Raw genomic sequence first — 18737 nt, forward strand, 5'->3', positions numbered from 1 at the left:
GTGCGGCCGGGCGGGGTTTGCGGGTTTCGTCGCTTGCGGCCGTTGCGGGCCGAAGGCGGCGGAGGCGCAGATCGCCATCGCGCGGGTGAGTCAGGCCGCGCGACCCGAGACCCGGATAACCAGAAGGCGATCTGGTCGGCACAAAAGACCTGCGCGCGGGACGGGGCGGCGGCTGTTGGCGCTGCTTCGACACGACATTCGACATCGACATCGGCACGCAGCCGTCGACTGCGACGCCACCACCGTCCCGCGCATCCCCTCGGATCCGCAAAGAGAGATCGAGCGAGCCGGCCCGAAAACCCCGCGGCGTGAGCCGGCCGGGGCTTTCGGTGCGAAAGGGTTCAGCCTTCGGCGGGGTCGTCGCCCTGGCGGATGCCGTAGCGCCGCTCCAGCCCAGGATTGCCGGGCGTCACCGGCGCGCCCGCGGTGCCGCTGCGGGCACTGCGCTCGGAGGGATCGCGGCCGATCTTCTGCATCAGCTGGGCGAGGTCGATGAACTCGTCGCATTGCCGGCGCAGATCGTCTGCGACCATGGGCGGGCTGGTCGAGACGGTTGAGACCACCGAGACCTTCACGCCCTTGCGCTGCACCGCCTCGACCAGGGGCCGGAAATCGCCATCGCCCGAGAACAGGTAGATCTGGTCGAGATGAACAGCGAGTTCGAGCATCTCGATCGCCAGCTCGATGTCCATATTGCCCTTGATCCGCCGGCGCCCGGTGGCGTCGGTGAACTCCTTGGCCGCCTTGGTGATGACGCGGTAGCCATTGTAATCGAGCCAGTCGACCAGCGGCCGGATCGAGGAATATTCCTCGCTCTCGATCAGCGTGGTGAAATAGAAGGCGCGGATGAGGTTACCGCGGCTCTGGAACTCCCGCAGCAGCCGGCGGTAATCCATGTCGAAGCCGAGCTGCTTGGAGGTCGCGTAGAGATTGGCGCCATCGATGAAGAGCGCGATGCGCGGGTCGGCGGCCATTGAAATCACTCCGTCTGAAATCGCTTCAAAAATTCAAATGAAAAGCAAACACGGTCGAACCATGTCGGATCGGCAAAAATCGTCGGCGGCCGCTCGCCCCTTGCTGTGACCCCTCGCCGCAGCCGGCAAAACGGATGCGGCTCAGACGCTCAAGCCGCGGCTGCCCGGCTTGATGGCGGGGATGGCTGCGAGCTCCGGTGGCAGCGCATCGGGCGCATAGTCCGGCACGGCATACTCCATCAGGCTGACCAGTTCCATGCCGAGTTCGGCCCGGCCGGCCGAGCGGTCGATCAGGCAGGCCGCGCCGACGATCGTGCCGGGCTCGTCCTTCACCGAGTCGCGGCATTCGCGCAGCGACAGCCCGGTGGTGATGATGTCCTCGATGATGACGCAGCGCGCCCCGGCCGGCAGGGTGAAGCCGCGGCGCAGTCTGAAGCTGCCGCCCTCGCGCTCGACGAAGACCGCCTTGGCGCGCAGGTGCCGCGCGGTCTCATAGCCCGGCACGATGCCGCCGATCGCGGGCGAGACGACATAGTCGATGGTGCCGAAGCGCGCCTCGATCTTGGCCGCCAGCGCCTTGCACAGCCGCTCGGTGCGCACCGGGTCCTGGAAGACGAACATCTTCTGCAGGAAGACGCCGCTGCGCCGGCCCGACGACAGGATGAAATGCCCCTCGAGCAGCGCACCCGCCTCGCGGAATTCGGCGAGAACCTCGTCGTTGGTCATGGCATGGGCTCCTGAACAGAACGGTCGGCGGCGTCTTTGCGTCGGATCACGGGCGGGCGCAAGGCGCGAGGAGCCCCTCATTCACAGCCCTCATCCTGAGGAGCGCCAAAGGCGCGTCTCGAAGGATGCTCCCGGAGGCTCCAGAGGCATCGGGAGCATCCTTCGAGACGCCGCGTGCCGCGGCTCCTCAGGATGAGGGCTGAGCAACGTGCCGTCATTCTCGGGCGGAGCGAAGCGCAGACCCGAGAATCTCGTGACGAGAAGACGCCGGGTTCCGAGATGGTCGGGTCAAGCCCGACCATGACGAGCTTCCCAGCTAACCCTTCGGGAACTCGAGCCCCATCTCGCGATAGCGGGCCGGGTCGTCGCTCCAGTTCTCGCGCACCTTCACGAACAGGAAGAGATGCACCGTCGCCTCGGCGGCTTCCGCGATCTCGATGCGCGCCTTCTGGCCGATCGCCTTGATCGTCTGGCCGCCTTCGCCGAGCACGATCTTCCGCTGGCCCTCTCGCTCGACATAGATCGTCTGCTCGATGCGCACGGACCCGTCGGGCCGCTGCTGCCACTGCTCGGTCTCGACGGTCGAGCGATAGGGCAGCTCGTCATGCAGCCGCTCGAAGATCTTCTCGCGCGTGATCTCGGCGGCGAGGAAGCGCAGCGGCGCATCCGAGATCTGGTCCTCCGGATAGAGCCAGGGGCCGAGCGGCAGGCGCGTCTCCAGCCAGGCCAGGATGTCTTTGACGCCGTAGCCGGTCAGCGCCGCGATCATGAAGGTCGTCTCGAAGGCGCCCTGTGCGTTCACCTTGGCGGTGATCTCGAGCAGCTTGTCCTTGGCGATGGTGTCGATCTTGTTGAGGATCAGGAACTTCGGCTGCTTCAGCTCGGCGAGCTTCTCGAGCAGGCGCGTGTTCTCCTCGTTGTCGTGGCGCTCGACATCGATCAGCACGCCGATCAAATCGGCATCGGTGGCGCCGCCCCAGGCGCTCGTCACCATGGCGCGGTCGAGCCGGCGCTTGGGCTGGAAAATGCCGGGCGTGTCGACGAAGATGATCTGCGCCGCGCCCGACATGGCGATGCCGCGCACCTGGGTGCGCGTCGTCTGCACCTTGCGCGAGACGATCGAGACCTTGGCTCCGACGAGCTGGTTCAACAGCGTCGACTTACCGGCATTGGGCGCGCCGATCAGCGCGACGAAGCCGGCCCGCGTCGGTCCGGTGGGGGCGCCGCCCGTCTCGTCAGCCATGGTCGCTCTCCATCGTTTCGGTCCACAGCCCCTCGCGGCGCAGGAAGGCCTCGGCGGCGGCCTGCTCGGCCAGCCTTTTGGACGGGCCCTGCGCCTCGGAATCGGCGAGGCCCGTGATGCGCGCCGCGACGCGGAACATCGGGGCATGGTCGGGTCCGGAGCGGCCGCGCTCGGAATAGGTCGGTGTCGGATAGCCCTGGCCCTGGGCCCATTCCTGCAGCGCCGTCTTGGCGTCGCGCAGCGGCCGCGCCGGCTTGAGCAGGCGCTCGCCAAAGGCCCGTTCGACCAGAGCACGCGCCGCCTCGTAGCCCCCGTCGATGAAGACGGCGCCGATGATCGCCTCGCAGGCATCGGCCAGGATCGCCTTGTTCTTGCGGGCACCGCCGAGGATCTCACCCTCGCCCAGCCGCATGAAGGCGCCGAGATTCCAGGCGATCGCGACCTCGGCGCAGGTTTCCTTGCGCACCAGGTCCGCCAGCCGGCGCGACATGTCGCCCTCGGCGGCGAGCGGATAGCGGGCGAACAGCATGTCGGCGATGCACAGCCCCAGTACCCGGTCGCCCAAGAACTCCAGCCGCTGGTAGCTCTGCAGCCGCGGGCCCTCCGCGCTCATATGGGTGAGGGCGGTGTTGAGCAGTCCCTGGTCCTGGAAGGCATGGCCGAGCGTCGCCTGCAGGCGCGCGGTCTCGGGCGGCTTGCGCCCGTTCTCGCCGGCCTTGCTCACGTGCGGATTCCGCTCATCGGCAGATCCAGTTCACTTGATCGCGCTGAACAGGCGGTTCCAGCGCACCGTCCAGGGCCATTCCCACAGTTTCCAGGCGGAGGCACCGTCCTCGATCGAGAAGAAGACGATCTCGGCCCGGCCGACGAAATTCTCGAAGGGCACGAAGCCGACGCTGCGGTCGCGCGAATCCAGCGAGTTGTCGCGGTTGTCGCCCATCATGAAGAAGTGACCGGGCGGCACGACGAAGACGGGCGTGTTGTCGAAGCTGCCCCGGTCGCCCTCGCGCTCGATGATCTGGTGCGAGACGCCGTTGGGCAGGGTCTCGCGATACTGGATCGCCGGCGCGCTGCGGCCCCAATTATCGGTTGTGACGAAATCGGCGATGCGCTCGCGCTTCACCGGCTGGTTGTTGATGTGCAGGATGCCGTCGATCATCTGGATGCGCTCGCCGGGCAGGCCGATGACGCGCTTGATGTAGTCGGTCGAATTGTCGGTCGGCAGCTTGAACACGGCGATGTCGCCGCGCTTGGGCTCGGCCGCCCAGACCCGGCCGGAGAACAGCGGCGGGCTGAACGGGATCGAGTGCTTGGAATAGCCGTAGGTGTATTTCGAGACGAAGAGGTAATCGCCGATCAGCAGCGTCGGGATCAGCGAGCCCGAGGGAATGTTGAAGGGCTGGAACAGCAGCGTCCGGATCACCAGCGCGATCAGCAGCGCCTGCACGACGACCTTGATGGTCTCGACGATGCCGCCCTCGTCCTTGGCGGTCTTCTTCTTTGAATCGACGTCGTTGGCCACGCGGGCGCTCCTGGGACGGGGGTCCAGCGGGCGGTCTAGCGGAATGTCGCCCGGCAGACAACGCCGCGCGGGAGGGGGGCGGACGGCGCAGCCCGGGCTTACGCGAGGCGGGCCGGGTGATCTAACATGCGACACGTCTTTTGACATGGATGTTCCGTCCAGCCGTTCTAGGGAAGACAGTGTCTCGCTGGTTCGGGTGGCCCCGACGCGCGACGCCTGCCGTTCGAGTGACCAGCCGTTCAGGATTCCGTGAAGACCTTCGACCTGCCTCCATTCCTCTCCCGCCCGCAGCCCTTCGACGGGTCGGCGGTCGGGATCGCGCTCGCCTGCTTCATCGCGGCCGCGGCGGTGCTCGGCCGTTTCGCGCTGGAGGGCACGCTGCCGCTGGGCTACCCCTTCCTGACCTTCTTCCCTGCCGTGATCATCACGAGCTTTCTGTGCGGCACGGCGGCCGGCGCGCTCTGCGCGCTGCTGTGCGGACTGGCGGCCTGGTACTGGTTCATCCCGCCCGACGGTTTCTCGCTCGACCGGCAGAGCGCTTTTGCGCTGGGCTTCTACGTCTTCATCGTCACCGTCGACATCGTGCTGATCCATCTGATGACCCGCGCGATGCGACGGCTGGAGGCCGAGAAGCGCGTCTCGAACGCGCTGGCCGAGCAGCAGGGAACGATGTTCGAGGAGTTGCAGCACCGTGTCGCCAACAACATGGCCTTCGTCGCCAGCCTGTTGAACATGTCGCGGCGGCGGCTTGCTGCCGATCCCGCTGCGGCTCCGGCTATCCTTGACGATGCCCGCAACCGCATCGAGACCATGGCCCGGATTCACCGGCGCCTGCACGATCCCAACCAGGTCGATCTGCCGATCCGGGCCTATCTGCAGGATCTCTGTGCCGACATCGTCGAGACCAGCGGTTTGCCGGGCGTGGGCTGCGTGGTGGACGTCCCCGAGATGACCTTCGATATCCGCAGGCTGACGACGATCTCCATGCTCGTCTCGGAGGTCGTGACCAACTCGTTGAAGCACGCCTTTCCCGGCGGCCGCGCCGGCCGGCTCTCGGTGTCGCTGCGTCGCCTCGACGACGGTCAGGCCGAACTCACCATCGCCGATGACGGCGTCGGGCTGCCGAAGATTCCCGACGATGCGGTACCTGGCCATGGCCTGGGCAACCGCATCGTCGAGGCGCTGGCCAAGCAGCTCAAGGGCAGCGTCTCGCGGGAGTCGGGCGCGGGTCTGGTGACCCGCATCATCTTTCCGCTCGGAGCTACGACGACCGTGAGATTGACCTAGAGGCAGCTCGCGCGCACCATCGCCGTCATCTCGGGGGAGACGGCATCATGAACGGCAGGAAATATGCGGCGGAAGCCATCGGCACCTTCTGGTTGACCTTCGCGGGCTGCGGCAGCGCGGTCCTCGCCGCGGGCTTCCCGCAGGTCGGCATCGGCCTGCTCGGCGTCTCGCTCGCCTTCGGCCTCACCGTCGTGACCATGGCCTATGCCATCGGCCACATCTCGGGCTGCCATCTCAACCCGGCGGTGACGGTCGGCCTGGCGGCGGGCGGGCGCTTCCCGACGAACCAGATCCTGCCCTATGTCGTGGCGCAGGTGGCCGGCGCCGTCGTCGCGGCGGGCGTGCTCTACCTCATCGCCAGCGGGGCGGCCGGCTTCGACCTCGCCAAGGGCTTCGCCTCCAACGGCTATGGCGAGCACTCGCCGGGCAAGTACAGCCTCTTCGCCGGGTTCCTCACCGAAGTCGTGATGACGATGATGTTCCTCTTCATCATCATGGGCGCGACCCATGGCAAGGCGCCGGCCGGCTTCGCGCCGCTGGCGATCGGGCTCGGCCTGTGCCTGATCCACCTCGTCAGCATCCCGGTCACCAACACCTCCGTGAACCCGGCGCGCAGCACCGGCCCGGCGCTCTTCGTCGGTGGCTGGGCGATGGGGCAGCTCTGGCTGTTCTGGGTCGCGCCGCTGATCGGCGGGGCGCTCGGCGGCATCCTTTATCGCTGGCTCAGCGAGGAGCCGAGCGGTCAGGTCGTCGGAACTGTGCCGGCGGAGTAGGCCGCGGCGCGGGCCTCAGCCGCCCGACAGCGGGCGCGCCTCGATCACCACGAAGGCCTGCGCCATCGGCGGATCATCGGTCATCGAGACATGCACGAAGGCCTCGTGCCCGGGCGGCGTCATCGCCTTGAGCCTCGCGGCGGCGCCTCCGGTCAGCCGCAGCGTCGGCCGGCCGCCGGGCAGGTTGACGACCTCCATGTCGCGCCAGAACACGCCGGCGCGCAGCCCCGTGCCGAGCGCCTTGGAGCAGGCCTCCTTGGCGGCGAAGCGCCGCGCATAGGAGGCCGCGCGCGTCGCCCGCCGCTCCGACTTGGCGCGCTCGCCCTCGGTGAAGATGCGGTGGGTGAAGCGCTCGCCGAACCGGTCCAGCGATTTCTGGATGCGGTCGATGTCGCAGAGATCGGAGCCGATGCCGAGGATCATGCGCGAGACTTACGTCGCGGCGCGCCCCTCGTCCATCGCCTGCCGCATCCGCAGGAGGGCGGCGTCGAGGCCGATGAAGATCGCCTCGCCCATCAGGAAATGGCCGATGTTGAACTCGACGAGCTCCGGCACCGCCGCGAGCTGCCGCGCCGTCTTGTAGTCGAGCCCGTGCCCGGCATGGACCTCGAGACCGAGCGAGGCGGCGAAGGCCGCGCCCTTCGCGAGGCGCGCGAACTCGGCCTGCGCCTTCTCCGCATGGCCGTCGGCGACGGCGTGGCACCACGTCCCGGTATGCAGCTCGATCACCGGTGCGCCGAGCTTCGCCGCCATGGCGATCGGCGCCTCGTCCGCCTCGATGAAGAGCGAGACCCGGCAGCCGGCCGCCTTCAACCGCGCGATGGCGGGTTGCAGCGCCGCCTCCTGGCCGACGATGTCGAGGCCACCCTCGGTGGTGCGCTCCTCGCGCTTCTCGGGAACGAGGCAGGCGGCATGCGGCTTCAGCCGCTCGGCCAGCGCGATCATCTCCTCGGTTGCGGCCATCTCGAAATTCAGCGGCTTGGTCAGCTCGGTGGCGAGGCGGGCCATGTCGGCGTCGCGGATATGGCGCCGGTCCTCGCGCAGATGCGCGGTGATGCCGTCCGCGCCCGCCGCGACCGCCTGATGCGCGGCCCGCACCGGGTCGGGAAGGGCGCCGCCACGCGCATTGCGCACCGTCGCGACGTGATCGATGTTCACGCCCAGTCGCAGCCGGTTCGCCATGGGTCAACTCTCCTCGGGACCGGGCGTGCATAGACGACAATGCGCCGCTGTCTCAAGACACGCATTGTCACGGCCGACCCCACGAAAAATGATGGGTCGCGAGGATTGGCGTCGCGACCTTCGCGCTTCGGTAACCGCGTCCTCAGAGCAGCCGAGCGCCCGGCCTCCAATAAGGCAATCGTAAAGACTCGACTCTACCGTGAAACGCGGGGGTTTGAATGTCGTGGGGCGCGTATCGTGCAGCTTGCCGTAAAGTCGGGAATGTTCGAGACCGAGGTGACGCGTGACCGGCGCGATCACGCGCAGGATGCCGATCGCTCCCTCGGCCGCGTCGTCACCTGCGACGGCTCGCGGGCGACCATCGCCAGCACGGTGGCCGGGATGGCCCGGCTCGGCCCGGAATCCTGGACCGTCGGGCGGATGATCTCGATCAATCTCGGCCGCACCCGCATCGTCGGCCTGGTCTACGAGATGTCGGCGGTGAACGCCGTCTGGGACGAGGGCGCCGACAACGCCATCCATGTCCAGGTCGAGTTGCTGGGCGAAGTCACGGAGTCGGCCGATGGCCGCACCAGCTTCCAGAGCGGCATCTCGACCTATCCGCCGATCGGCGCCGTCGCGCACCGCATCCGCGCCGGAGACCTCGCCCTCGTCCATGATCTCGGCACCCGCAAGGGCGTCGCCATCGGCACGCTGACACAGGACCCGACGATCCCCGCGACGGTCTGTATCGACGACATGCTGGCGCGGCATTTCGCTCTGGTCGGCACAACCGGCGTCGGCAAATCGAGCGCCGTCTCGCTGCTGCTGCGGCGCGCGATCGCCGCCCGCCCGCGGTTGCGCGTCCTCATCCTCGACCCGCACAACGAATACGCCGCCGCCTTTCCCGACCGGGCGCTCGCGATCGACGCCGAGGCGCTCGACCTGCCGTTCTGGATGTTCAAGCTCGAGGAGTTTGCCGAGGTCGTCTTCCGTGGCCGGAGCGCCTTCGACGAGGAGGCAGACATCCTGCGCGAGGTCGTGATGGGCGCGCGCGAGCGCTATCGCGCCGGCAACTCCCGCAACACCATGCGCGATCTCAACTCCACCCTGCTCAAGCGGCCGCTCGACGCCGGCCTCGGCCGACGGGAGGATGGGACCGGCAACGCCAGCGACATGCCGACGCCCTACCGGATCATCGACGCCATCGCGATCATCGACGAGTTCATCGGCCTGCACGAGAAGCGCTGGCCGCACGCCTCGCTGCGCTCGCTGAAGGTCCGGCTCGAGACCCTGCACAACGACCCGCGCTACCAGTTCATGTTCGCCCGCGCCAACATGATGGAGACCATGGCGCCGGTCGTCGCGCAGATCTTCCGCGTGCCGCATCACGGCCGCCCGATCACGGTCTTCCAGCTCGGGGGGCTGCCGTCCGAGGTCGTCGATGCGGTCGCCTCCGTGCTGGCACGGCTCTCCTTCGACCTCGCCATGGCGAGCCAGGGCACTTACGAGATCCTCCTGCTCTGCGAGGAGGCCCATCGCTACGTGCCCGCCGATCCCTCGCTCGGCTTTCTGCCGACGCGCCAGGCCATCGCCCGCATCGCCAAGGAGGGCCGCAAATACGGCGCCTATCTCGGCGTGGTGACGCAGCGCCCCGGCGAACTCGACCCCACCATCCTCTCGCAATGCTCGACGATCTTCGCCATGCGGCTGGCCAACGAGGTCGACCAGCAGATCATCCGCTCCGCCATTTCGGACGCCTCCGCCAGCACGCTGAAATTCCTCTCCTCGGTCGGCAACCGCGAGGCGATCGCCTTCGGCGAGGGCGTCGCCACGACGATGCGCATGCGCTTCGCCGAGCTCGCCCCGCACGAACTGCCGGCGATGGACCTCGTCACCGGCGCCGATGGCCGGCGCGAGCCGGGGCTGGACGAGATGGTGCGGCGGATGCGCGGCTGAGCCGGCGCGCAGGCGACGCCAATCTTGCATCCGCGCTGCTTTGCCTGTAATGGCACGCGCTACCCATTTCCCTGCATCGCGACAGATCAGAAGGAGCCGCCCATGGCTCGCGTCACCGTTGAAGATTGCATCGACAAGGTCGACAACCGCTTCGAGCTGGTCCTGCTCGCCAGCCATCGCGCGCGCATGATCCAGTCGGGCTCGGCGATCCTGGTGCCGCGCGACAACGACAAGAACCCCGTCGTCGCCCTGCGCGAGATCGCTGACGAGAAGCTCAAGCCCGAGGATCTGAAGGAAGACCTGATCCACTCGCTGCAGAAGCATGTCGAGGTCGACGAGCCCGAGGCCGAGACCGTGCCGCTGCTCGCCGCACCCGGCCAGAGTGCCTCGACCCCCGATTCGGAGGTCCAGTTCGACCGCATGAGCGAGGACGACCTGCTGCGCGGCCTCGACGGCCTCGTCCCGCCGACCGAGAGCGCCGACGACGAGGACTGAGCCTGGCCCGGCCGGTTCTGAACGAACTCTTCACCCAATCCGCTAAAGCCCGGCACCGCCGGGCTTTTTCGTGCCTCGATCCGGGAATACGCCTTGCTGCCGTCCTCCGCCGCCCCGATATTGGGCAATTCCAGATCAGGCAGGCGTGACAGAGGGCCCGCATGGGCATGATGCGGCAATACGAACTCGTCGACCGGGTTCGAAGCTACAATCCCAACACCGACGAGGACCTCCTCAACCGGGCCTATGTCTATGCCATGCGCGCCCATGGCACGCAGAAGCGCGCCTCGGGCGACCCGTTCTTCGCCCATCCGCTCGAGGTCGCGGCTCTCCTGACCGATCTCAAGCTCGATGATGCGACGATCGTCGCAGCCGTGCTGCACGACACGGTCGAGGACACGGCCGCCACGCTCGAAGAGATCGAGAGCATGTTCGGGCCCGACATCCGCCGGCTGGTGGACGGGCTGACCAAGATCAAGAAGCTCGACCTCGTTTCCAAGAAGGCCGCCCAGGGCGAGAATTTCCGAAAGCTCCTGCTCGCCATCGTCGATGATGTCCGCGTGCTGCTGGTCAAGCTCGCCGACCGGCTCCACAACATGCGCACCTTGCATTTCATGGCGCCCGAGAAGCGACTGCGCATCGCCGAGGAAACCGCCGAGATCTACGCCCCGCTCGCCGGGCGCATGGGCATGCAGGAGCTGCGCGAGGAGCTGGAAGAACTCGCCTTCCGCCACATCAAGCCCGAGGCCCATGCCACGGTCACCAAGCGGCTGGAGGAGGTGACGGAGCGCGAAGGCCACGTCATCGGCGAGATCGAGCGCGATCTCAAGGACAAGCTCGCCGCCAGCGGCATCCAGGCCGAGGTTTCGGGCCGGCGCAAGCGACCCTATTCGATCTGGAAGAAGATGGAGCGCAAATCCATCTCCTTCGAGCAGCTCTCCGACATCTTCGGCTTCCGCGTGATCGTCGCCACGCCGGAGGATTGCTACCGCGTGCTCGGCATCGTCCACATGACCTGGCCGATGGTGCCCGGCCGTTACAAGGACTACATCTCGACGCCCAAGCAGAACGACTACCGCTCGATCCACACCACCGTGGTCGGGCCCGGGCACAGCCGCGTCGAGCTGCAGATCCGCACCGACACGATGGACCGCATCGCCGAGTTCGGCATCGCCGCACATGCCCATTACAAGGATGGGCGGACCACCGAGCTGGCGCAATATGCCGACGAGAGCCGCGCCTATCAGTGGCTGCGCCGCACCGTCGACCTGCTCGCCGAGGGCGACAGCCCGGAGGAGTTCCTCGAGCACACCAAGCTCGAACTCTTTCACGACCAGGTCTTCTGCTTCACGCCGAAGGGCCGGCTGATCGCGCTGCCGCGCGGCGCCACGCCGATCGATTTCGCCTATGCGATCCACACCAATGTCGGCAACAGCGCCGTCGGCGCCAAGATCAACGGCCGCATCGCCCCGCTCCTGACCGAGCTCGCCAATGGCGACGAGGTCGAGATCACCCGCGCCGAGGGTCAGACGCCCCCGGCCGCCTGGGAATCCCTCGTGGTCACCGGCAAGGCCCGCGCCGCGATCCGCCGCGCCACCCGCAGCGCGGTGCGCCGGCAATATTCCGGCCTCGGCCGGCAGATCCTGGAGCGCGCCTTCGGCCGGGCCGACCGTCCCTTCAGCGACGAGAAGCTGAAGGCGGCGCTGAAACGCCTCGCTCGCAATGCTGTCGACGACGTGCTCGCGGCGGTCGGGCGCGGCGAGATGTATTCCGGCGACGTGGTCAAGGCGGTCTATCCCGACCTCGAGCCCGAAAAGCGCGCCGCGCCCGACCCCAAGGCGGCCGGGGCCGGCACCGGCAATGGCAAGGGCTGGTTCGAGCTGCGCCAGGGCGAGAACCTGAAGTTCAAGCTGCCGGGCGAGGGGACGGGCGACGACGTCTCCGGCGACAACGCGATCCCGATCCGCGGCCTCGGCGGCGATCTGCCGGTGCGCTTCGCGCCCAATGGCGGGGCGGTGCCGGGAGACCGCATCGTCGGCATCCTGACGCCGGGCGAGGGGGTGACGATCTACCCGATCCAGTCCTCGGCGCTGGCGGCCTTCGACAACGAGCCCGAGCGCTGGCTCGACGTGCGCTGGGACCTCGACGACAAGACGCCGCAGCGCTTCCCGGCGCGGATCGCGCTGAACTCGATCAACGAGCCCGGCTCGCTCGCCCAGATCACCACCACCATCGCCGAGCATGACGGCAACATCGACGCGGTAGCGATGCACCGCCCGAACCCGGACTTCACCAACGTCACCATCGACCTGACGGTGTGGGACCTGAAGCATCTCAGCGCGATCATCAGCGAATTGCGCGAGAAGCGGGTGATCAGCCGGGTCGAACGGGTGGTCGGCTAGGCGTCAGCCGGCCCGGAAGGCCGCGGCGAGTTCTCGCACGAAGGCGGTGGCGCCCGGCGTCGCCACTTGGCTGCGCAGCACGACGCAGGAGGTGCCGAGATCGGGTAGCCCCCACTCCGGGCCGACATCTGCCGTCCCCGTCGGCGCCAGCCTTGCGGCCAGCGGCGAGACGCCGAGCCCGCCCGCGACCGCCGCCAGGACGGCCGCCATGCCGCCGCCGATGAAGGCCTCGCGCCAGGCAAGCCCGGCCCGGTCGAGCGCCGCCATGCCGTGCTGGCGCAGCCAGCAATCTGGCATCAGGCTGACCAGCGGCAGCGCCTCGTCGCGCCGCCGGACCAGCCGCGGCGCGGCGAACCAGCCGAACGTGTCCTCCCGAAGCACCTCACCGCTGCGGCCGGCGGCCAGACGGCGGATGACCGCGACGTCGAGTTCGCCGCGCTCGAAGGCGGCCTCCAGCGCCCGCGACGGCTCGATCCGCAGTGTGATCACGACGTCCGGATGGGCAGCCGCCAGCCGTGCCAGCACCACGGGAATCTCGGCGCCGACCGCCTGCTCGCTGATCCCGATCGCGATGCGCTCCGGCACTGTCGCGAAGACCGAGAGCGCCTTGCCCTGCGCCGCCATCAATTCGCGCGCCGCGGGCAGGAAGCGCTCGCCCTCCGCCGTCAGCCGCACGAGCCGCGGATGGCGCTGCAGCAGCACCTTGCCGAGCCGCTCCTCCAGCCGCCGGATGCGCGTGCTCACCAGCGACTGCGTCGTGCCCAGCGCCTCGGCCGCCCGGGTGAAGCTGGCGAGATCGGCCGTCCGCAGGAAGGCGGCGACGGCGTCGGGATCGAGCGCGGCGAGCATGAGTGATCCTCAATCGATATCGCTGATATCATATTCGATACGGTTTCAGGATGCTTCACGCAAGCTAGGGTCTTCCTCACCGGCGGGACTGCCGCTGTGCCAACGGAGACCTCTAATGCCCCTGATCCGGATTTCGCTGCGCCGCGGGCGCCCCGCCTCCCATCCCGCGGCCATCATCGACGGCGTCTATCGCGCCCTTCGCACGACCTTCGAGGTTCCGGAGAACGACCTCTTCGCGGTCGTCCACCAGCATGAGGCCGAGGAGTTTGTCTTCGACGCCAATTTCTTCGGCTTCGAGCGGTCGGCGGGGCTGGTGATCATCCAGATCACGGTCGCCAATACCCGGGGCGTCACCCAAAAAAAGGCCCTCTTTGCCGCCATCGCCGCCAATCTCGCCAAGGAGCCGGGGCTGAAGCCGGACGACGTCTTCATCAACCTCATCGAGGTCAAGCGCGAGGACTGGTCGTTTGGGGGCGGCGTGGCGCAGTATGTGGCGTGAGCGTTGTGATTGTACTCGCCAACCACGCCGTCATTCCGGACAAGCGGCGAAGCCGCGCAGTTCCGGAATCCATCATAGGGCGTCGCAGCCCTCTGATGGATCCCGGCGCACCGCTTCGCTGCGGCCGGGATGACGTTGCGCGTGAAATTGCAGCCTCGCGCGAGCCGCCCTAAACCGATCCCATGGAGTGGAGCGACGAGGGCACGATCATCGGCGTCAGGCGCCATGGCGAAAGCGCCGTGATCCTGGAGGTGATGACCCGTGACCATGGCCGCCATCTCGGCCTCGTCCGTGGCGGGCGCTCGGCGAAGCAGCAGCCTGTGCTTCAGCCTGGCAACGCCGTCGCGCTGACCTGGCGGGCGCGGCTCGACGAGCATCTCGGCGAATACAAGGTCGAGCTGCTGGCCTCCCATGCGGCGCGGCTGATCGAGGCGCCGGTGGCGCTTTACGGGCTCGCCACCATTTCGGCCCTCCTGCGCCTGCTGCCCGAACGCGATCCCCATCCCGGCCTGCATGAGGCGCTCTCGGTGATGGTCGAGCATCTGCACGAGCCGGGTCTGGCGCCGGCGTTGGTGGTGCGCTTCGAGGTCGCGATGCTGTCCGAACTCGGCTTCGGGCTCGATCTGACGCGCTGCGCCGTCACCGGCTCGCTCGACGATCTCAGTCATGTCTCGCCGAAATCCGGCAAGGCCGTCAGCCGCAAGGAAGCGGAACCCTATCGCGACCGGCTGCTCGCCCTGCCGCCCTTCCTGAGCGAGGGGCAGGGCGCCCGCCAGCCCTCCGCCGCCGATCTCGCGGCCGGCTTTTCCCTGACGGGCTTCTTCCTGCGCCGCTATGTCTTGGAGCCGCGGGGCTTGGCCGAGCCGCCCGAGCGGGCGCGGCTGGTCGAACTCGCCGTACGCGCCTCGCTCGCGTCCGAGGCTTGAGCGCTGCGCAACTCCTGCAGCAGCTCGATCTGCACCTCCTGGATTTCGGCGAGGCGCTGCCATTGCCGGTTGACGAGATGGTCCATTTTCTCGTGCAGATGCCGGATCTCAAGCTCGGCCTTGAGATTGACCTGGTAGTCGTTGCGCGAGCGGGCGCGGTCCTTCGCCTCCTGGCGCTGCTGGCTCATCATGATGACGGGCGCCTGCACGGCGGCGACGCAGGACAAAACGAGATTGAGCAGGATGAAGGGGTAGGGGTCGAACACAGTCGCGCCGGCGACATTGATCGTCATCCAGAAGGCGATGACGACGCCAAACGAGATCAGGAAGGCCCAGCTCCCGCCGAAGCTCGCGACATGGTCGGCCAGGCGCTGCCCGAAGGTCCGGTCGCGGTCGATCTCGTCATCGGTGTTGCTGGTGATCAGCTCGGAGGAGGCGAGGCTTTCCGCCACCTGCCGGTCGAGCTCGGTCAGCTCGCCGCGCTCGCTGGCGAGCAGCGCATTGACATAGCGCGAGCGATAGGTTGCGACGGCATCCTGCGAGACAAGCGCATGGGCCGGGAGATCGGGGTGGTCGCGCCGGATCGCATCGGCCAGCGCCGGTCGCAGCGCGTCGAGGCCGATGAGATGGCGCCGCGGCAGCGTGCGCCCGGTCAGTGCGCAGACGGCATCGTCCGCGCTGGGCTCGTGGCTCGTCATGCGGCTCTCCATCGGGTTGGGGCGCTCGCCGGTCGATTGCGTCGCACTGTCTCGCCCGCCATCGTTCTAGCGGGGCGAATCGGGCCGTGCGATAGAGGCGCGGACGAAATCGTATTGGGGGTCAGCACGCCATGGGGAAGCCGGTCGATCCGCCGCCGGAGCAGGAATCCGAGCGCATCGACCTGAAGGCGGCGCTCGAGGAGCGCTATCTCGCCTATGCGCTCTCCACCATCATGCACCGCGCCCTGCCGGATGCCCGCGATGGGCTGAAGCCCGTGCACCGGCGCATCATCCACGCAATGCGCCTGCTGCGGCTCGACCCCGGCCAGGTCCACAAGAAATGCGCCCGCATCGTCGGCGACGTGATCGGCAAGTTCCACCCGCATGGCGACCAGTCGGTCTATGACGCGCTGGTGCGGCTCGCGCAGGATTTCGCCCAGCGCTACCCGCTCGTCGACGGGCAGGGCAACTTCGGCAATATAGACGGCGATAACGCCGCCGCCTATCGCTACACCGAAGCGCGCATGACCGAGGTCGCGCGCCTGCTGCTCGACGGCATCGACGAGGACGCGGTCGATTTTCGCGAGACCTATAATGGCGAGGACGAGGAGCCGATCGTGCTCCCCGCCGCCTTCCCGAACCTGCTGGCGAACGGCTCGCAGGGCATCGCGGTCGGCATGGCGACCTCGATCCCGCCGCACAACGCCGCCGAACTCTGCGATGCGGCGCTCTATCTGATCCAGCATCCGGAGACCTCCTCCGAGCAGCTGATGACCTTCGTGCAGGGGCCGGATTTCCCGACCGGCGGCATCATCGTCGAAACCAGGGCCTCGATGGCCGAGACCTACCGCACGGGGCGTGGCGCCTTCCGCACCCGCGCGCGCTGGACGGCGGAGGATCTCGGCCGCGGCACCTGGCAGGTCGTCGTCACCGAAATCCCCTACATGGTCCAGAAGGGGCGGCTGATCGAGAAGATCGCCGAACTCCTGAACGACAAGAAGCTGCCGCTCGTCGGCGACATCCGCGACGAATCGGCGGAGGACATCCGCGTCGTCATCGAGCCACGCGCCCGCAATGTCGATCCGGCGCTGATGATGGAATCGCTCTTCCGGCTGACCGAGCTGGAATCGCGCATTTCGATGAACATGAACGTGCTGACCGGCGGGCTCGTCCCGCGCGTGCTCGGCCTCAACGAAGCGCTGCGCGCCTGGCTCGACCACCGCCGCGACGTGCTGCTGCGGCGCTCCCGCTTCCGGCTCGGCCAGATCGAGAAGCGGCTCGAGATCCTGCGCGGCTTGCTGATCGTCTATCTCGACCTCGATCGCGTCATCAAGATCATCCGCGAGGAGGACGAGCCGAAGACCGAGCTGATGCGCGTTTTCGAGCTCAACGAGGTCCAGGCCAACGCCATCCTCGACACCCGCCTGCGCGCCCTGCGCAAGCTCGAGGAGATGGCGCTGAAGACCGAGCTCGACGAGCTGACCAAGGAGAAGGGCCAGATCGAGGAGCTTCTCGCCTCGGAACCGGTGCAGTGGAAGCTGATCCAGCACGATATTCGCCAGGTGAAGAAGCTCTTCGGCCCGGAGACGGCGATCGGCAAGCGCCGAACCACCTTCGCCGACATGCCCGACACCACCGACATCGACCTGACCCAGGCGATGGTCGAGCGCGAGCCGGTGACCGTGGTGATCTCGAAGAAGGGCTGGATCCGCGCGCTGAAAGGCCATGTCCAGGACCAGTCGACCCTGACCTTCAAGGGCGATGACGGTCTCAAGACCGCCTTCTTCACCGAGACGACGGCGAAGATCCTGGTGCTCGCCACCAACGGCAAGGTCTTCACGCTGGAGGCCGCCAAGCTGCCCGGCGGGCGCGGCTTCGGCGATCCGATCCGCCTGATGATCGACCTCGAGGAACATGCCGAGATCGTCGAGGCCTTCCCCTACCGGCCGGGCCTCAAGCTCCTGATGGTGACGACGGACGGGCGCGGCTTCGTCGCCCCGGCCGACGACGTCGTCGCCAACACCCGCAAGGGCCGGCAGGTGCTCAATGTCGACATGCCCGTCGAGGCGCTGCTGGCGACGCCGGCCGAGGGCGACCATGTCGCGATCATCGGCCAGAACCGCAAGCTCAACTGCTTCCCGCTCTCGGAAGTGGCGGAGATGAGCCGCGGCAAGGGCGTGCGGCTGCAACGCTACAAGGATGGCGGCGTCTCCGACGCCAAGACCTTCAGGCTGGCCGACGGCCTGACCTGGCGCGACACCTCGGGCCGGACCTGGACCGTGGCGCAGAGCGAACTGCTGGAATGGCTCGGCCACCGCGGCGAAGCCGGCCGCCTGCCGCCCAAGGGCTTCCCGAAGAACAACAAGTTCGGGGGGTAATGGCTCGCCGTCACGGTCGGGCTCGACCCGAGCATCTCTCCAACCAGAGGTCTCTGATCATGATATTCTCGGGTCAAGCCCGAGAATGACAAGCGTGATCAATCACTTGCGTCCGGCGGCGGATTCAGCCCCGCAACCGCCTGAATCAAACTCTCAGCGGATGCTCTGGCCGACGACGCCGACTTCGAGGCCGAGCGTGAGATTGTTGGTCACCGCCCATTCGACGCCGGCGCGGGCCTCGGGCCGCAGCGCGATGTCGCTGCGCGAGAACGGTGCCGACCAGGGCGTCGCGCCATAGCGGTAGGTCTCGTTGGCGGCGGCCATGCCGACCTTGGTGTAGAGCAGTACCTCGGGCGTCACCAGCACGCCGGTCTTGATCTGGAAGGCGCCGGCGAAGTCGCGCGTGAAGCTGGCCTGGCCGAAGCCCGGCGTGTTCGCGCCGCCGAAGCTCGGCATGTAGTCGAGCGCGCCGACGATGCCGTAGACGAAATTGCCCTCGCGCTTCATCACGCCCGCCTCGAGCCCGAAGGTCGGGCCGGCGCTGCTGCCGAAGCGCTTCGAGCTGGTGACGTTGAAGCCCGTCGAGATCCGGGCATAGGAGCCCTCCCAGCGCACGCCGCCGGGTGCCACGGTCGGCTCCGACCAGGCGAAGGAGGGCAGCGGAGCGAAGCCGTCGAAGGGCAGCCAGGACTGGGCGCGGGCCGCGCCCGGCAGGAGCAGGGCGCCGATGATTGCGGCGGAGAGAAGCGGCACTCTCACGGTCAAACGTTCCTCGTCACAGCCGGTCCGAACAGGAGCCTAGCATCAGGCCGACGGAATGTCGCGGATTTGTGGCTGCGGGGTGG

Annotated in this window: 18 protein-coding genes; 8 read left to right on the forward strand and 10 right to left on the reverse strand. The window is 67.8% G+C overall.

Annotated elements, in window-relative coordinates; genetic code table 11:
• Positions 1–341: 341 nt before the first annotated feature.
• The 5 genes from Q8M82_RS12860 to lepB all read right to left on the reverse strand — a co-directional run bounded on the left by Q8M82_RS12860 (position 342) and on the right by lepB (position 4465).
• Positions 342–974 (reverse strand): LabA-like NYN domain-containing protein, encoded by a 633-nt coding sequence (locus tag Q8M82_RS12860; protein ID WP_305691744.1) that lies wholly within the window; start codon positions 972–974, stop codon positions 342–344.
• Between the two features lie 141 nt (positions 975–1115).
• Positions 1116–1700, reverse strand: coding sequence for an orotate phosphoribosyltransferase (pyrE, locus tag Q8M82_RS12865; RefSeq protein ID WP_305691745.1), 585 nt, complete (start codon positions 1698–1700; stop codon positions 1116–1118).
• A 316-nt stretch (positions 1701–2016) separates the two neighbouring features.
• The gene (gene era, locus Q8M82_RS12870; RefSeq protein ID WP_305691746.1) at positions 2017–2943 is read right to left on the reverse strand and encodes a GTPase Era; all 927 of its coding nucleotides are present in this window, start codon (positions 2941–2943) and stop codon (positions 2017–2019) included.
• Entirely contained in the window at positions 2936–3667 is a 732-nt protein-coding gene (gene rnc / locus Q8M82_RS12875; protein WP_305691747.1) for a ribonuclease III, read from the reverse strand. Before rnc ends, era begins: the two co-directional genes overlap by 8 nt.
• Before the next feature lie 30 nt (positions 3668–3697).
• Positions 3698–4465 carry a signal peptidase I gene (lepB, locus tag Q8M82_RS12880; RefSeq protein WP_305691748.1) on the reverse strand — a complete coding sequence of 256 codons (768 nt, stop codon included), beginning with the start codon at positions 4463–4465 and terminating at the stop codon, positions 3698–3700.
• A gap of 249 nt (positions 4466–4714) precedes the next feature.
• On the opposite strand from lepB, the gene Q8M82_RS12885 reads away from it, so the two are divergent.
• Both Q8M82_RS12885 and aqpZ read left to right on the forward strand, forming a co-directional pair.
• Complete coding sequence (locus Q8M82_RS12885) at positions 4715–5752, forward strand: sensor histidine kinase (protein ID WP_305691749.1); 1038 nt, start codon at positions 4715–4717, stop codon at positions 5750–5752.
• Between the two features lie 47 nt (positions 5753–5799).
• Positions 5800–6525 (forward strand): aquaporin Z, encoded by a 726-nt coding sequence (gene aqpZ / locus Q8M82_RS12890; protein WP_305691750.1) that lies wholly within the window; start codon positions 5800–5802, stop codon positions 6523–6525.
• Between the two features lie 15 nt (positions 6526–6540).
• On the opposite strand, the gene acpS is transcribed toward aqpZ, so the two are convergent.
• Together acpS and Q8M82_RS12900 are read right to left on the reverse strand one after the other, a co-directional pair.
• Positions 6541–6948, reverse strand: coding sequence for a holo-ACP synthase (gene acpS / locus Q8M82_RS12895; protein ID WP_305691751.1), 408 nt, complete (start codon positions 6946–6948; stop codon positions 6541–6543).
• A gap of 9 nt (positions 6949–6957) precedes the next feature.
• Positions 6958–7707 carry a pyridoxine 5'-phosphate synthase gene (locus tag Q8M82_RS12900; protein ID WP_305691752.1) on the reverse strand — a complete coding sequence of 250 codons (750 nt, stop codon included), beginning with the start codon at positions 7705–7707 and terminating at the stop codon, positions 6958–6960.
• A 237-nt stretch (positions 7708–7944) separates the two neighbouring features.
• Here Q8M82_RS12900 and Q8M82_RS12905 point away from each other — a divergent pair, with 237 nt between their 5' ends.
• The 3 genes from Q8M82_RS12905 (at position 7945) to Q8M82_RS12915 (ending at position 12542) form a co-directional block, all read left to right on the forward strand.
• Positions 7945–9645, forward strand: coding sequence for an ATP-binding protein (locus tag Q8M82_RS12905; protein WP_371126343.1), 1701 nt, complete (start codon positions 7945–7947; stop codon positions 9643–9645).
• Positions 9646–9747: 102 nt separating this feature from the next.
• A complete protein-coding gene (rpoZ, locus tag Q8M82_RS12910; RefSeq protein WP_069054763.1) occupies positions 9748–10140 on the forward strand; it encodes a DNA-directed RNA polymerase subunit omega in 393 nt (130 codons plus the stop codon).
• Positions 10141–10307: 167 nt separating this feature from the next.
• Positions 10308–12542 (forward strand): RelA/SpoT family protein, encoded by a 2235-nt coding sequence (locus Q8M82_RS12915; RefSeq protein ID WP_305691806.1) that lies wholly within the window; start codon positions 10308–10310, stop codon positions 12540–12542.
• Positions 12543–12545: 3 nt separating this feature from the next.
• On the opposite strand, the gene Q8M82_RS12920 is transcribed toward Q8M82_RS12915, so the two are convergent.
• Positions 12546–13391: a LysR family transcriptional regulator gene (locus Q8M82_RS12920; RefSeq protein WP_305691753.1), complete on the reverse strand. Its 846-nt coding sequence runs from the start codon at positions 13389–13391 to the stop codon at positions 12546–12548.
• 115 nt (positions 13392–13506) lie between these two features.
• On the opposite strand from Q8M82_RS12920, the gene Q8M82_RS12925 reads away from it, so the two are divergent.
• Both Q8M82_RS12925 and recO read left to right on the forward strand, forming a co-directional pair.
• Complete coding sequence (locus Q8M82_RS12925; protein ID WP_305691754.1) at positions 13507–13890, forward strand: tautomerase family protein; 384 nt, start codon at positions 13507–13509, stop codon at positions 13888–13890.
• A gap of 182 nt (positions 13891–14072) precedes the next feature.
• On the forward strand, positions 14073–14816 hold the full coding sequence (gene recO / locus Q8M82_RS12930) for a DNA repair protein RecO (protein WP_305691755.1): 744 nt from the start codon (positions 14073–14075) through the stop codon (positions 14814–14816).
• Here the strand turns inward: recO and Q8M82_RS12935 are convergent.
• On the reverse strand, positions 14723–15514 hold the full coding sequence (locus Q8M82_RS12935) for a DUF1003 domain-containing protein (protein WP_305691756.1): 792 nt from the start codon (positions 15512–15514) through the stop codon (positions 14723–14725). The two genes, recO and Q8M82_RS12935, sit on opposite strands and share 94 nt — an antisense overlap.
• 131 nt (positions 15515–15645) lie before the next feature.
• Here Q8M82_RS12935 and parC point away from each other — a divergent pair, with 131 nt between their 5' ends.
• Positions 15646–17892, forward strand: coding sequence for a DNA topoisomerase IV subunit A (parC, locus tag Q8M82_RS12940; protein WP_305691757.1), 2247 nt, complete (start codon positions 15646–15648; stop codon positions 17890–17892).
• Positions 17893–18045: 153 nt separating this feature from the next.
• On the opposite strand, the gene Q8M82_RS12945 is transcribed toward parC, so the two are convergent.
• On the reverse strand, positions 18046–18651 hold the full coding sequence (locus Q8M82_RS12945; RefSeq protein ID WP_305691758.1) for an outer membrane protein: 606 nt from the start codon (positions 18649–18651) through the stop codon (positions 18046–18048).
• Positions 18652–18737: the final 86 nt, after the last annotated feature.

Source organism: Allobosea sp. (genome assembly GCF_030694325.1).
Lineage (GTDB): Bacteria > Pseudomonadota > Alphaproteobacteria > Rhizobiales > Beijerinckiaceae > Allobosea.